This is a genomic window from Microbacterium luteolum, assembly GCF_039533965.1.
GTDB classification, from domain to species: Bacteria; Actinomycetota; Actinomycetes; order Actinomycetales; family Microbacteriaceae; genus Microbacterium; species Microbacterium luteolum.
Map to the genome: position 1 here is coordinate 3,192,806 of NZ_BAAAUN010000001.1, position 14,027 is coordinate 3,206,832.

The 14,027-nt window shown below is 70.5% G+C and carries 15 protein-coding genes; 10 read left to right on the plus strand and 5 right to left on the minus strand.

All coding sequences use genetic code 11. The features are described 5' to 3' along the window. Positions 1-69 precede the first annotated feature (69 nt). Positions 70-1,236 (plus strand): ROK family protein, encoded by a 1,167-nt coding sequence (locus ABD648_RS15445; protein WP_282215845.1) that lies wholly within the window; start codon positions 70-72, stop codon positions 1,234-1,236. Between the two features lie 21 nt (positions 1,237-1,257). On the opposite strand, the gene ABD648_RS15450 is transcribed toward ABD648_RS15445, so the two are convergent. After that, positions 1,258-1,923 carry a type 1 glutamine amidotransferase domain-containing protein gene (locus tag ABD648_RS15450; RefSeq protein ID WP_282215846.1) on the minus strand — a complete coding sequence of 222 codons (666 nt, stop codon included), beginning with the start codon at positions 1,921-1,923 and terminating at the stop codon, positions 1,258-1,260. 92 nt (positions 1,924-2,015) lie between these two features. On the opposite strand from ABD648_RS15450, the gene ABD648_RS15455 reads away from it, so the two are divergent. Next, on the plus strand, positions 2,016-2,915 hold the full coding sequence (locus ABD648_RS15455; protein ID WP_282215847.1) for a LysR family transcriptional regulator: 900 nt from the start codon (positions 2,016-2,018) through the stop codon (positions 2,913-2,915). 1 nt (position 2,916) lies between these two features. On the opposite strand, the gene ABD648_RS15460 is transcribed toward ABD648_RS15455, so the two are convergent. After that, positions 2,917-3,501, minus strand: coding sequence for an antibiotic biosynthesis monooxygenase (locus ABD648_RS15460; protein ID WP_282215848.1), 585 nt, complete (start codon positions 3,499-3,501; stop codon positions 2,917-2,919). Positions 3,502-3,987: 486 nt separating this feature from the next. Here ABD648_RS15460 and ABD648_RS15465 point away from each other — a divergent pair, with 486 nt between their 5' ends. The 4 genes from ABD648_RS15465 to ABD648_RS15480 all read left to right on the plus strand — a co-directional run bounded on the left by ABD648_RS15465 (position 3,988) and on the right by ABD648_RS15480 (position 8,523). Continuing rightward, entirely contained in the window at positions 3,988-5,487 is a 1,500-nt protein-coding gene (locus ABD648_RS15465; RefSeq protein WP_282215849.1) for a CoA-acylating methylmalonate-semialdehyde dehydrogenase, read from the plus strand. 24 nt (positions 5,488-5,511) lie between these two features. Then, positions 5,512-6,693 (plus strand): acyl-CoA dehydrogenase family protein, encoded by a 1,182-nt coding sequence (locus tag ABD648_RS15470; RefSeq protein ID WP_282215850.1) that lies wholly within the window; start codon positions 5,512-5,514, stop codon positions 6,691-6,693. Then, on the plus strand, positions 6,690-7,589 hold the full coding sequence (gene mmsB / locus ABD648_RS15475) for a 3-hydroxyisobutyrate dehydrogenase (RefSeq protein ID WP_282215851.1): 900 nt from the start codon (positions 6,690-6,692) through the stop codon (positions 7,587-7,589). The genes ABD648_RS15470 and mmsB overlap by 4 nt, the downstream gene beginning before the upstream one ends. 157 nt (positions 7,590-7,746) lie before the next feature. Further along, positions 7,747-8,523 (plus strand): enoyl-CoA hydratase-related protein, encoded by a 777-nt coding sequence (locus ABD648_RS15480; RefSeq protein WP_282215852.1) that lies wholly within the window; start codon positions 7,747-7,749, stop codon positions 8,521-8,523. On the opposite strand, the gene ABD648_RS15485 is transcribed toward ABD648_RS15480, so the two are convergent. From ABD648_RS15485 to ABD648_RS15495, 3 genes are read right to left on the minus strand one after another with little or no spacing between them, the layout of a single operon-like run. After that, positions 8,463-8,969 carry a DUF1905 domain-containing protein gene (locus ABD648_RS15485; protein ID WP_282215853.1) on the minus strand — a complete coding sequence of 169 codons (507 nt, stop codon included), beginning with the start codon at positions 8,967-8,969 and terminating at the stop codon, positions 8,463-8,465. The genes ABD648_RS15480 and ABD648_RS15485 overlap by 61 nt on opposite strands. Beyond that, positions 8,966-9,436, minus strand: a complete 471-nt coding sequence (locus ABD648_RS15490; protein ID WP_282215854.1) for an SRPBCC family protein — start codon at positions 9,434-9,436, stop codon at positions 8,966-8,968. The genes ABD648_RS15485 and ABD648_RS15490 overlap by 4 nt, the downstream gene beginning before the upstream one ends. Position 9,437: 1 nt before the next feature. After that, positions 9,438-9,974, minus strand: coding sequence for a MarR family winged helix-turn-helix transcriptional regulator (locus ABD648_RS15495; protein WP_282215855.1), 537 nt, complete (start codon positions 9,972-9,974; stop codon positions 9,438-9,440). Positions 9,975-10,114: 140 nt separating this feature from the next. Here ABD648_RS15495 and ABD648_RS15500 point away from each other — a divergent pair, with 140 nt between their 5' ends. The 4 genes from ABD648_RS15500 to ABD648_RS15515 all read left to right on the plus strand — a co-directional run bounded on the left by ABD648_RS15500 (position 10,115) and on the right by ABD648_RS15515 (position 14,025). Then, the gene (locus ABD648_RS15500; RefSeq protein ID WP_282215856.1) at positions 10,115-10,891 is read left to right on the plus strand and encodes an electron transfer flavoprotein subunit beta/FixA family protein; all 777 of its coding nucleotides are present in this window, start codon (positions 10,115-10,117) and stop codon (positions 10,889-10,891) included. A 1-nt stretch (position 10,892) separates the two neighbouring features. Beyond that, positions 10,893-11,864 (plus strand): electron transfer flavoprotein subunit alpha/FixB family protein, encoded by a 972-nt coding sequence (locus ABD648_RS15505; protein ID WP_282215857.1) that lies wholly within the window; start codon positions 10,893-10,895, stop codon positions 11,862-11,864. 431 nt (positions 11,865-12,295) lie between these two features. Beyond that, the gene (locus ABD648_RS15510; protein ID WP_282215858.1) at positions 12,296-13,558 is read left to right on the plus strand and encodes a cytochrome b/b6 domain-containing protein; all 1,263 of its coding nucleotides are present in this window, start codon (positions 12,296-12,298) and stop codon (positions 13,556-13,558) included. Further along, positions 13,555-14,025 carry an ASCH domain-containing protein gene (locus ABD648_RS15515; protein WP_282215859.1) on the plus strand — a complete coding sequence of 157 codons (471 nt, stop codon included), beginning with the start codon at positions 13,555-13,557 and terminating at the stop codon, positions 14,023-14,025. The genes ABD648_RS15510 and ABD648_RS15515 overlap by 4 nt, the downstream gene beginning before the upstream one ends. Positions 14,026-14,027: the final 2 nt, after the last annotated feature.

Consider the following 14,027-nt stretch of genomic DNA (forward strand, 5'->3'; position numbering starts at 1 on the left):
AACATATAACCTGGAGGAGCGGATGTCCAGCCTCCTAGACTGAGACGCCGGACCGAATGCGAGGACGATGTGACGGACGCTTCGACGGGGCGCAGCGGAACCGCTGTGCTCAAGGACTCGGGCGACGGCGTGCGTGCGCGCAACCTCGCACGGGTCCTGCGGCTCGTCCACCTCGGCGGCGCCCAGTCCCGGGCGCAGCTGACGACGGCGACCGGCTTGAACCGCTCGACGATCGCCGATCTGGTCGCCGAGCTCGTCGGCGAGGGGTGGGTCGTCGAGCGCGATCCCGATCCCGTCGGACGCGTGGGGCGACCATCGCCCGTCGTCGCGGCCTCGCCGCGCTCGGTCGTGATCGCGGTGAATCCCGAGATCGACGCGGTCGAGATCGCCGCGATCGACCTCTCGCGGACGATCGCGGTCCGTGAGCGCATCGAGTCCTCGACCCTGCTCACCGCCGTCGATGTCGCCGACCTCGTCGCGGATGTCGTCGATCGCTGGCGTGCCGGTCCGCTGGAAGATGCGCGGCTCGTCGCCGTCGGCGTGGCGGTGCCCGGACTCGTGCGCGCGGCCGACGGCCTCGTCCGCAACGCCCCGCACCTCGGATGGACGGATGCCCCGGTGCGGGCGCTGATCGCCGAGGCCACGGGCCTCCCGGCCGCCGTCGGGAACGACGCGAGTCTCGGCGCGCTCGCCGAGCACCTGTTCGGCGCGGCGCAGGGAGCCGACGACATCGTGTACCTCAACGGCGGGCCGTCCGGCATCGGCGGCGGCATCATCGTTCACGGCTCACCGGTCGGCGGCGTGGGCGGCTACGCCGGCGAGTTCGGTCAGAACCGGGTCGACGCCGTGCGTGCGACCGTGCTCGAGGACGACGTCAGCCGCGCCCGGCTCCTGGCCGTGCTCGGCCTGGCGGCGGCGGACGACGCGACCCTCGCGGATGCTCTCGCCGCGGCATCCGACGACGACCCGGTCCGTGAGGAGTGCGCGCGCCAGCGGGGACTGCTGGCGCAGGCGATCGCGGATGCCGTGAACATCCTCAACCCCTCCGTGGTGGTGCTGGGCGGTTTCCTCGCCCAGTTGGAGGAGCTCGACCCGGAGGGCTTCGCCGCCGCCGTGGCGGAGCGTGCGATGTCGGAGAATGCGGAGGGTCTCCGCATCCTCCCGGCATCGCTCGCCGCCGACCGGCTGCTGCTCGGCGCTGCGGAACTCGCCTTCACCTCGGTCGGCGTGATCTGACGAGCCCCGCCGGTGGGCGGATCAGGCGAGCGCGGCCACGAGCGCCCGCGCTGCCGACTCCGACGACTGCGGGTTCTGCCCCGTGATGAGCAGTCCGTCGACGATCGTGTGATCGCTCCAGGCCTCGGAGACCTCGACCTCGGCACCCTGTGCGCGCAGCGCGCTCTCGAGCAGGAACGGCGCGCGGTCGGCCAGACCGCCCAGGCGCTCCTCCTCGTCGGAGAAGCCGGTGATCCGTCGTCCGGAGACGACCGGGTCGCCGGAGGCCGTGCGGGCGGGGAGGAGGGCAGCCAGGCCGTGGCACACCGCGGCGAGGGGGCGGCCGGCGGCGAGGGTCGCCGTGATGAGCCTCGCCGAGTCGTCGTCTTCGGCGAGGTCCTGCATCGGTCCATGGCCGCCCGGGTAGTACACGGCGTCGTAGGCCGCGGGGTCGACATCGGCCAGCACCAGGGGTGTGGTGAGCGCGGAGATCTCCGCGAGCGCTGCGGCGTCGCCGTCGGCCAGGCTCGCGGCGTCGGCGACCGGGGACGCCCCAGCCGGAGTGGCGAACGCGATGTCGTGACCGGCCGCGGTCAGTAGTCGGTAGGGGGCGAGCAGTTCTTCGGCCCAGAACCCGGTGGGGTGCGCAGTGCCGTCGGTGAGTGTCCAGGTGCGGGCGGCGGTGACGACGAAGAGGACGGTGGACATGGATGCTCCTTCAAGGGACGACGTGTGCCGAGCGGATGCCGGTATCGAGGACAACGGTTCACCGTCGCGCACTCTTCCGATAGATTCGCGATATGAGCGATCGGAATTCCGATGGACTGAGGGATGTCGCGCTGTGGCGGACGTTCCTCGCGGCGTATCGGTCGGGGTCGGTGTCGGCAGCGGCGCGGATGCTGGGACTGGCGCAGTCGAGCGTGACGGCGCAGCTGCAGGCGCTGGAGGTGCGCATCGGCGAACCGCTGTTCGACCGTCACGCCCGCGGCATCCGTCCGACGCTCCGGGCTGACGATCTCGCCGAGCGGCTGGCCGGTCCGCTCGACGCTCTCGCGACCGCGCTCCGTTCACCGCCGCCCGCGGATGCGCCGCCGGTCCGACTCGGCGGCGCGGGTGATCTGCTCGCGGCGGTCGCTGCTCCCGCACTCGCCCCGGCCGTGGCGGGAGGGCTGCGGATCACGATGATGCCGGGGCTCGCGGCCGACCTGCTCGACAGCATCGCGGCGGGGAGCCTCGATCTCGTGATCTCGGCGGTGCGGCCACGCGGGCGCGCGCTCCCGACCGCTGCGCTCTTCGACGAGGAGTTCGTCCTCGTCGCGTCGTCCTCGCTCGGGATCGAGTCGTCCGTCGACCTGCGGCCCGATGCGCTGGCGTCGACGCCGCTTCTTGCCTTCGCCCAGGACGTGCCGATCCTCCGCCGCTACTGGCGGCACGTGTTCGGGATCCGGCTCGAGCGCACGCCCGCTCTCGTCGCGCCCGACCTGCGCACGCTGGTCGCCGCGGCGGTGGCCGGTGCGGGAGTCACGGTGCTGCCCACCTACCTGATCGCCGACGAGCTGGCCGACGGGCGTCTGACCGTCCTCCGTGAGACCGACGACCCGCCGATCAACACCCTCTATCTGGTGCGGCGTCCGGGGCCGCTCGCCGACGGAGTCGCCGTGGTCGAGCGCGCGCTGCGCGACGCCGTCGCGGACCTCTGAATCAGCGCGCGAACCAGTTCCGCAGCGAACGGGTCACGAAGGGCAGCACCCAGTACGTCATGATCGGCGTGAGCACCAGGGTCGTGGCGAGCACGCGCAGCCAGATCGGCAGAGCGTCCCAGCCGGGGACAGGGCCCATGGCGTAGGTGAACGCGACGTTCACGGGGAAGAAGCCGAGCCAGATCGAGACCGCCTGCTTCCAGCGGGGCGGGGCGGGCGCGACGGTGACGGTGGTGGTCCCGCCCTCGCTGGTCGGCAGGGTGATCGTCCCGGTGGTCGGCTCGTCGAACCAGCCCTCGATGCCCGTCCGGCGCTTGGAGCGCTCGCTGCGGATGAAGCCCTCGCCCATCGAGAGCCACCACTCGCGCTCCCCGGACTTCTCCCATGCGACGAGAGACTCCTCGTTCGCGAAGCGGTAGAGCATGTGCCAGATCTGGGAATCCTCGCCGGCGCGCACCCAGCCGGAGCCGAGGAATCCCGGATACTTCGTCGCGAGGTTGACGCCCGTCTGCACCCAGACGGTCGCCTCGGTGATGCGACCGGGGTCGACCTCGCGGCGGATGGACACGGTGATGGGTTCGGACACGGCGAAGTCCTCGTGACGGGGAGCCCGGATCGCGGGCTGCCGGAGCGGTCGCGCCGGGGTGTGGGCGCACGTCGATTCTATTTCGGCTCGGCGGGCACGCGGAATCAGGCGATCGCGCCGATTCAGGCCGATCGGCTGCGAAACGGCCTGAATCCACGCGATCCCCTGATCTCGCGCGTCCGCGTGAGGCTCCCAGGAAAGAGAGGACCCCCGCCGACCCGATTCGGCGGGGGTCTCGCGGCGTGGGCACCGCGACGGGAGCGAGAGTGCTCACCGAGTGCGCGGATGATGTGACTACCCGATCCGGTCTGAGTCTCCTTGCCCGCGCATCTGCAGTTGTAATCGACCGAGGTGGCCGGATGGTGAACGCGGCGCGAACATCCGCTCGCAGGCGCCGTTCATCATTTACAAGGATGTCCTAGTAAATGGTCGGATGCCGGAGTAAACTCCCAATGTGCCAATGATGGCTCGGAGGGATGTCACACAATGACTCGTACTATCCCGCACTTCGTGGGCGGATCGCTTCTCACCCCGGACACCGGTCGCTTCGCCGACGTGTTCGATCCGAGCTCGGGCGCCGTGCAGGCGCGAGTGCCCCTGGCGTCGGCCGACGAGGTGCGCGAGGTGATCGCGAACGCCGAGGCGGCGCAGGTCGCCTGGGCCGCGACGAACCCGCAGAAGCGCGCCCGCGTGCTCCTGCGCTTCCTCGATCTCGTGCAGCGCGAGATGCAGTCGCTCGCCGAGCTCCTCGCCAGCGAGCACGGCAAGACCGTCGACGACGCGAAGGGCGACATCCAGCGCGGCCTCGAGGTCATCGAGTTCTCGGCCGGTGCCCCGCACCTCCTCAAGGGCGAGTACTCGACGGGCGCCGGCGCCGGCATCGACGTCTACTCGATGCGGCAGCCGCTCGGCGTGGTCGCCGCGATCACCCCGTTCAACTTCCCCGCCATGATCCCGCTGTGGAAGGCGGGGCCGGCGCTCGCCGCGGGCAACGCCGTGGTGCTCAAGCCCAGCGAGCGCGACCCCTCCGTGCCGGTGCGCATCGCCGAGCTGTTCCTCGAAGCGGGTCTCCCCGCCGGTGTGCTCAACGTCGTGCACGGCGACAAGGAAGCCGTCGACGCGCTGCTCACCGACGACCGCATCCGCGCGGTCGGCTTCGTCGGCTCCACGCCGATCGCCGAGTACATCTACTCGACCGCCGCGGCGCACGGCAAGCGTGCCCAGTGCTTCGGCGGCGCCAAGAACCACATGATCGTGATGCCGGATGCCGACCTCGATCAGACCGTCGACGCTCTCATCGGCTCGGGGTACGGCTCGGCGGGGGAGCGCTGCATGGCCATCTCCGTGGCCGTCCCGGTCGGGCAGGAGACCGCCGACGCGCTGGCGGCGAAGCTCCTCGAGCGCGTCGCACAGCTCCGCATCGGTCCGTCGCTCGCGAAGGATGTCGACTACGGGCCTCTCGTGACCCGCGCCGCGGTCGAGCGCGTCGAGGGATACATCCAGCAGGGCATCGACGAGGGAGCCACGCTTCTCGCCGACGGCCGCGGATTCACCGTCGACGGCTACGAGGAGGGCTTCTACCTCGGCCCGACGCTGTTCGACCATGTCACGACCGACATGGCGATCTACCGCGAGGAGATCTTCGGGCCGGTGCTCGTGATCGCGCGGGCCGCCGACTACGAAGAGGCGCTGCGGATGGCGTCGGAGCACGAGTACGGCAACGGCGTCGCGATCTTCACCCGTGACGGCGATGCGGCCCGCGACTTCGCCGCCCGGGTGCAGGTCGGGATGGTCGGCGTTAACGTGCCGATCCCGGTGCCGATCGCGTACTACACGTTCGGCGGCTGGAAGCGCAGCGGCTTCGGCGACCTGAACCAGCACGGCGCCGACGCGTTCCGCTTCTACACGAAGACCAAGACCGTGACGAGCCGCTGGCCTTCGGGCATCAAGGACGGCGCCAGCTTCGTCATCCCCACCATGCACTGACCCACCCTTCGACAAGGAACTCTGATGACAATGACCACCGTCACCACCACCGCCGAAGAGCGCGAAGCCATTCTCGACGCGGTCCGCGAGTTCGCGGAGACCGAGCTCGCACCGTTCGCCGCAGAGCGCGACGAGAAGCACATCTTCCCGCGGGAGTCGCTGAACCGGGCCGGCGAGCTCGGGCTCGGCGGCATCTACGTCGACGAGGAGTTCGGGGGAAGCGGTCTGAGCCGCACCGACACCGTCGCGATCTTCGAGGAGCTCGCGAAGGGCGATCCCGCGGTCGCCGCCTACATCTCGATCCACAACATGGTCGTGTGGATGATCGACACCTACGGCGACGACGCGCAGCGGAGCGCATGGCTGCCGCAACTCACCGCGATGCAGGAGTTCGGCGGCTACTGCCTCACCGAACCCGGAGCAGGATCGGATGCCGCGAACATCGCCGCGAGTGCGGTCCGCGACGGCGATGACTACGTGCTCACCGGCGTGAAGCAGTTCATCTCCGGCGCGGGAGAGGCGGCGGTGTACGTCGTGATGGCGCGCACCGGGGAGCCGGGCGCCCGTGGCATCAGCGCGTTCCTGGTCGCCGGTGACGCGGACGGTCTCAGCTTCGGAGCGCCGGAGAAGAAGATGGGCTGGCATGCCCAGCCCACGCGGCAGGTGATCCTCGACGGCGTGCGCGTTCCGGCATCCGCTCTTCTGGGCGAGGAGGGTCGCGGCTTCGCGATCGCGATGTCGGCCCTCAACGGCGGCCGGCTCAACATCGCCGCGTGCTCGCTCGGCGGTGCGCAGTGGGCGCTAGACAGGGCGGTGCAGTACGTGCACGAGCGGGTCGCCTTCGGAGAGCCCCTCGCCGAGAAGCAGTCGATCATGTTCGCGATCGCCGACATGCGCACCGACCTGCAGGCCGCCCGCCTGATGGTGCGCGACGGCGCGGAGGCCGTCGACCAGCACGCACCCGACGCGACCATGCGCTGCGCGATGGCCAAGCGCTTCGCCACCGACGCCGGCTTCGACGTCGCGAACCGTGCGCTCCAGCTGCACGGCGGATACGGCTACCTGCAGGACTACGGGATCGAGAAGGTCGTGCGCGATCTGCGCGTGCACCAGATCCTCGAGGGGACGAATGAGATCATGCGCCTGATCGTCGGCCGCGAGATGCTGCGACCCGCGGGGTCGTCGTCGATGCGGAGCGCATCATGACCACGGCGCCGGCCGTCGTCGCCTTCCTCGGTCTCGGCCACATGGGCCTTCCGATGGCGAAGAACCTCGTCGCCGCGGGCCATGAGGTGCGCGGCTTCGACCTGGTTCCGGCGGCGATCGAGGCGGCACAGGCAGCCGGGATCACGGTGGCTTCGAGCGGGGCGGATGCCGTGGTCGACGCGGATGTCGTCATCACGATGTTCCCCGCGGGGAAGCACGTGATCGAGGCGTACCGCACCGAGCTGCTCGCCGCCGCGCGCCCTGGCACCCTCTTCATCGAGTCGTCGACGATCGCGGTCGACGAAGCCCGTGCCGCACACGCGCTGGCGCTCGCCGCCGGCCACCGCAACGTCGACGCCCCCGTCTCGGGCGGCGTCGTCGGGGCCGAGAACGGCACTCTGGCCTTCATGGTCGGCGGCTCCGACGAGGACTTCGCCGCCGCCCTTCCGCTGCTCGAGGTGATGGGCAAGCGGATCGTGCACTGCGGCGGTCCGGGCCTCGGTCAGGCGGCGAAGGTGTGCAACAACATGGTGCTCGCGGTGTCGCAGATCGCCGTCGCCGAGGCGTTCGTGCTGGGGGAGCGCCTGGGCCTGGAACATCAGGCGCTGTTCGACGTCGTGTCGCAGGCCTCCGGCCAGTGCTGGTCGATCACGACCAACTGCCCGGTGCCCGGTCCGGTGCCGACCAGTCCCGCGAACCGGGACTACCAGCCGGGGTTCGCCGGAGCCCTGATGGCGAAGGACCTGGGGCTCGCGCTGCAGGCGATCGAGCAGACGTCGACGGATGCCCAGATGGGCAGGCTCGCGCAGCAGATCTACGCCGCGTTCGCCGCGGGAGACGGTGCCGGCCGTGACTTCTCCGGCATCATCACCGACATCCGTGAGGCGGGCTCCTGACCGGTGTCGGACGCCTGCAGGCCGGAAACACATGTGCAGGTCGTATCCGCGCATCCGGACCTGCAACTGTCTTCTCGACCTGCAAGCGGCGGGTCGGGGGAACGCGACGAGACGACACGCAGGGCGATACTGGGATGACCACGACGGAGAGGGCGACATGACGGAGTACGAGACGATCCTGGTCGAGCAGCGCGGACGCGTCGGATGGATCACGCTGAACCGGCCGCAGGCGCTCAACGCCCTCAACAGCCGGCTCGCGGAAGAGGTCACCGCGGCCGCTGTCGCCTTCGACGAGGATGACGGCGTCGGCGCGATCGTGGTGACCGGGTCCGAGAAGGCGTTCGCCGCGGGTGCCGACATCAAGGAGATGGAGGGCATGTCCGCCGCGGAGATGCTCGAGACCGACCACTTCGGTGTGTGGCACGAGTTCGCGGCCGTGCGCACACCGGTGATCGCCGCCGTCTCCGGCTTCGCCCTGGGCGGCGGATGCGAGCTGGCGATGATGTGCGACATCATCCTCGCCGCCGACACCGCGAAGTTCGGGCAGCCGGAGATCAACCTCGGCGTCATTCCCGGCATGGGAGGGACGCAGCGTCTGATCCGCGCCGTCGGCTACTACAAGGCCGCGGAGCTGGTCCTCTCCGGACGCCTCATGGGTGCCGAGGAGGCGGAACGCGCGGGTCTCGTCTCGCGGGTGGTTCCGGCATCCGATCTCCTCGCCGAGACTTCGACGCTCGCCGAGACGATCGCCTCGAAGTCGCTGCCGTCGCTGTTCGCCGCGAAGGCGGCTCTGGATGCGGCGATGGAGACGTCCCTCGCCGAGGGGCTGGCGCACGAGAAGCAGGCCTTCGCGGCGTTGTTCGACACCGCGGATCAGAAAGAGGGCATGGCCGCGTTCCGGGAGAAGAGGACGCCCGCCTTTGAGAACCGCTGACCGGTCAGCCGCGCAGCGCCTCGACGATCTTCGCGATCCGACGCTCGCGCGTCGCGTCCTGCTTCGCGTCGGCCACCATCCGGGCGTGCTCCTTGCGGGCGGAGTAGCTGAGGGCGTCGAAGGCGGCGCACCGCGGGATCGGCGTCGAGCGCCGCGGCCAGCTCCGCCGGCACGTCGACCGTCCGCTCGGCGGAATCCACCCGGATGACGGCGTCGATCTCCTGGCCGGCCTCCAGCCCGAGGTCGGCGCGCACGGCCTTCGTGAAGCCGATCAGGTTCTCGCCACCCATGCGCGCCAGACGCAGCCGCGCCGTGCGTCCGCCGATCGTGACCGCGACCGGGAACACCTTGCCCGCGCCGAGGGACGCGACCTGCTCGTCACTGAGCACGATCGCCGCAGCGGGACCGCGGCCGATGAGGACGGTGTGCAGCCTGAGTTCGCTCATGCCGACAGGCTACGCCCGGGATCGTCGATCTCGGCGACGAGAACCTCGTTGCGCTGCGCGATCAGCCGGCGCATGTACGCGCGCAGGAAGACGGCGTCGACGAATCGGCCGAGCGGACCGAACGGCGAGCGGAAGGTCACGGTGTCGCGCATGAGGGTGCCGGCCGGATGCTCGTCGAACCTGTGCTCGTGCAGGAAGGCGCCGAACGGTCCGGCGATCTGCCGATCGGAGAACCCGCGCGGCGGATCGATGTCGAAGACCACCGAGCGCAGACGGAAGGGGATGCCGAAGTGGCGCGCCCGCCAGGTCACCGTCGAGCCCTCGGTGAACACTCCGCCCGCGGGCGGCTCGACCATCGTCTCGCCGTATCGGGACATGGAGCGCACGTGCAGGCCCGGATCGAGCGAGACGCGGAACACCTCGGCAGGGCCGGCGGCGACGATCGTCTCGAGAACGAACCTGGCCACGTCAGAGCGCTTCGGGCTGCGGGCGCGGGTCGGTGAAGTCGCCGGCGTCCTTGCGCATCCTGGCCACGATCGCGACGAGCTCGGCGGCGTCGTCGCGGCTGAGACCCGGATCGGCGAAGACGTCGGCGTTGAGGGCCTCGGTCGCCCGTTCGACGAGCTCTCGACCGGCATCCGTCAGGGCGAGGAGCGCGGCGCGGCCGTCGTAGGGGTGCGGCGCACGCACGATCAGACCGTCCCGCACGAGGCGCTCGGCCGTGCTCGTCACGGTCGTCGCATGCACCTGGAGTCGGGCGACCACGCTCGACAGCGGCAGGCTTCCCGCGCGGCTGAACGCGAGAAGCCGCAGCACCTCGTAGCGGGCGAAGCTCAGTGCGAACGGCTTGAGCGTGGCGTCGACGCGGGCGAGCAGCAGCTGCTGCGCACGCATGACCGAGGTGACGACGGTCATGCCGTCAGCGGCATCCGTCCATCCGTGCGCGAGCCACTGCCGCTTCGCCTCGGCGAGCGGGTCAACGGGGAGCGGTCGGGATTGGGCCACATCCCTACGGTAGCGGCGGGAGGGCGGTGCGGCGGGACGGCGCGCGACGCGCCCGCTGCCGAGGCTTCTGGGTCTGAGTCGCAGGTGGACTGGGACTCAGTATCGCGGTCTAGAATTGCAGCAGTCGTGAGGAGCAATCGATGAAGATCTTCGTCCTGGTCAAAGAGGTGCCCGACACCTATGGCGATCGCAAGCTGAATCTCGAGACCGGCCTGGCTGATCGTGGCGCCGGCGACGTGGTCCTCGACGAGATCACGGAGCGGGCGCTCGAGGTCGCGCTGAGCTACGCCGACAAGAACGAGGGCACCGAGGTGGTGGCTCTCTCCATGGCGCCGGCCGGGTCGACGGCATCCGTCCGACGGGCGCTCGCGATCGGCGCCGGCTCCGCCGTGCACGTCGCCGACGAGCAGCTGGCCGGTGCGGATCTCGGACTCACGGCAGAGGTGCTCGCCGCGGCCATCCGCCGCGGAGCCCCCGAACTGGTGATCACCGGGAACCTGTCGACCGACGGCTCCGGCGGCGTGATCCCGGCGATGCTCGCCGAGCATCTCGGCTTCGCGCAGGTCACGGCCCTCAGCTCCGTGGAGATCACCGCCGACGGCGTCTCCGGCACGCGCGCCGCGGATGCCGGCGGCCAGCAGGTCTCGGCTCCGCTGCCCGCCGTCGTCTCGATCACCGAGGCGCTCCCTGACGCGCGGTTCCCGAACTTCAAGGGCATCATGGCGGCCAAGAAGAAGCCGCTCGACGTGCTCTCGCTCGCCGACCTCGACGTCTCGGCGGACCCTGCCGCAGCGCCCCGCACCATCATGACCGCGGTGTCGGAGAAGCCGCCGCGGGCGGCAGGCGTGAAGATCACCGACGAGGGCGATGCCGCCGAGAAGCTCGTCGAGTACCTCGTGCAGAACAGGCTGGTGTGAGATGACCTATCCCGAGAACCCCATCCTCGTCCTCGTCGACGTCGACCCATCGGGCGGCGCCGCGAGCAGCACCGCGGCTCTTGTCGGCGCGGCCTCGACGATCGGCGCTCCTGTGGCCCTGATCGTCGGCGGCAGCCAGGCCGCGGTGGATGCCGCGGCGGCAGCCGGTGCGGCGGTCGTGCTGACCGCCGAGGGCGATTCCGCATCGCTCACGGTGCCGATCGTCGACGCCCTGCAGGCCGCCTTCGACCAGGTGAAGCCGGATGCCGTGCTCATCTCCAACTCGATCGCGGGCCGCGACGTCGCCGGTCGCTTCGCCGTGCGTACCAGGAGCGCGCTCGCGGTGGACGCGGTGGGCGTCTCCCGCGATGACGAGGGCATCGTCGCGCAGCACTCGGTGTACGGCGGCTCGTACCTCGTCGATGCGGCGGCGACCTTCGGGGCGCCGGTCATCACGGTGCGTCAGGGCGCGGTCGACGCGCGTGCCGAGGCCGTGGCTTCGCCGCAGGTCGAGGTGCTGCAGGTCGCGGCATCCGGTGCGGTCGCCGCGACCGCCGGTGCGGTCGAGGCGGTGGAGGTCGCCTCCTCCCGGCCCGAGCTCCGAGGGGCGACGCGCGTCGTCTCGGGCGGACGCGGTCTCGCGTCGAAGGAGAAGTTCGTGCTCGTCGAGGAGCTCGCCGATGCGCTCGGCGCCGCGGTCGGCGCCTCGCGTGCGGCGGTGGATGCCGGATACATCCCGCAGTCGCACCAGGTCGGACAGACGGGAGTCTCGGTGTCTCCGCAGCTGTATGTCGCTCTCGGCATATCCGGGGCGATCCAGCACCGCGCGGGCATGCAGACCTCGAAGAACATCGTCGCGATCAACAAGGACGGCGAGGCGCCGATCTTCGACGTCGCCGACTTCGGCATCGTCGGCGACGTCTTCTCCGTCGTGCCGCAGGTCATCGCCGCGCTCGAGGCGCGGAAGAAGTAGCCATGGCCACACGGATGCTGCGGCGCGGACTCCCGCGCGTGCCCGGCGGCGAGCCGTGGCCGCCGGCGGATGCCGCGGGAGTGGTCGCTGAGCCTGTCGAAGCGTCCTCGGTCGTTGGCCCTTCGACAAGCTCGGGGACCCAGGTCGCGAGCAGTGCAGAGGCGACTCCCGGTTGGGTCGCTGAGCCTGTCGAAGCGTCTTCCGCCGTGGGCCCTTCGTCAAGCTCAGGGACCCAGGTCGCGGAGACCCAGGTCGCGGAAGGTCCGGTCGCGCGCATGCGCCGCGGTCTGCCTCGCGTCGTCGGCGGCGAGCCCTGGCCGCCCGCCGCCACGGCTGCGGTTGGTCCCGCGTCTGACCGTGGTTCCGCGTCAGCAGAGGGGGCCGACACGCCAGATGTCGGACATTCGTCTCCATCCGGTCCGACATCTGGCGTGTCGACCCCCGCTGTGGCGCCGGCGGCGCCCGAGGCGGTGACGACGCCCGTGGCTGCGGCAGCCGCCGTGGCGCCGGCATCTGGCGAGTCGTCGGTCCGCCGAGGCCTCCCGCGCGTCGCCGGTGGTGAGCCCTGGCCGCCGGCCGGAACGGCGCCGGTGCTGAGCGCGAGCGCGAGCCCGGCGACGGGTGCGGAGACTCCGGCCGATGGCGCGCCGGAGCAGACCGGTGCCGCCGTCGTCCAGGCCGAAGCCGCGGCCCCGGTCGCGATCCTCTCCGCCGACCTCGACACCCCGCTGCCGTGGACGCGCACCGTCTGGAACGGCCGCGCTCCCCGGCATGTGGCTGCGGCTCCGGCATCCGCTCGTCGTCTTCCGTCGTGGCCGCAGGCGATCGCCGGTCTGCTGGGCGCCGCGGCGCTTGGGCTGGTCGCAGGCGCGGCGATCGCGTTCGTTCGCACCCTCCTCAGCTTCCCCTTCATGCAGGACTTCCTCGCCGCATTCCCCGGGGAGTACGAACCGGCCATCGCGGTCGCACCGGGATTCGCGCCGTGGATCGGCTGGCAGCACTTCTTCAACATGTTCCTGATCGTGCTGATCATCCGCTCGGGGCTGCGCGTGCGCAGCGAGAAGCGGCCGACGGTGTTCTGGACACCGCGCGGCAGTCAGAAGGGCAAGATCAGCCTGACGCTCTGGTTCCACCAGGCGCTCGACCTCCTGTGGATCATCAACGGCGTGATCTTCGTCGTGCTGATCTTCGTCACCGGGCACTGGGTGCGGATCGTGCCGACGAGCTGGGAGGTCTTCCCGAACGCTCTCTCCGCCGCGCTGCAGTACGTGTCGTTCGACTGGCCGCATGAGAACGGCTGGAACAACTACAACAGCCTGCAGCAGCTCGCGTACTTCACGACTGTCTTCGTCGCCGCGCCGCTGGCGGTGGCGACCGGATTCCGGATGTCGGGGCTGTGGCCGAAGAAGGCCGAGAAGCTGTCGAAGGCGTACCCGGTCGAGTGGGCCAGGGCGCTGCACTTCCCGATCATGCTGTACTTCGTGGCGTTCATCATCGCCCACGTCGCGCTCGTGATGCTCACCGGGTTCCTGCGCAACCTGAACCACATGTACGCAGCGCAGGATGCCGTGACCTGGACGGGCTTCTGGGTGTTCCTCGCCTCGCTGGCCGTGCTCGCGGTCGGCTGGTTCTCGGCGCGGCCGCTCGTGCTCGCGCCGATCGCGAAGCTCTTCGGCCAGGTGTCGGGCCGGTGAGTCCGGAGAGCGACGACGCGCATATCGCCGATTACTGGCGCGATGCGCGAACAGCGCTGCCGGAGCTGCCGGAGACCCCACCCGAGGCATGGGGATTCGGCGCGACCCCCCAGCAGGCCGATGAGCTCCTTGCGCTCGTGGTCACCGGACTGAAGGACGGAACCGCGTCGTCCCTGTGGGACTACGAGGCGAACCGGGACCCGCTGCCGACGGTCGGAGAGCTGAGCATCATCCTCGACGGGGCGGGTGCACCGCGAGCGGTGATCGAGACCACGGCGGTCGAGATCGTCCCCTTCGATGAGGTCGACGAGGCGCATGCCCACGCCGAGGGTGAGGGCGACCGCACGCTCGCGCACTGGCGTGCAGTTCACGAGCGGTATTGGCGTGAGCACTCCGAGAACCCCCGCGGCTATGCGCCCGACATGCCCGTCGTGTGCGAGAGGTTCCGGTTGATCCACGCCGCGTGAAC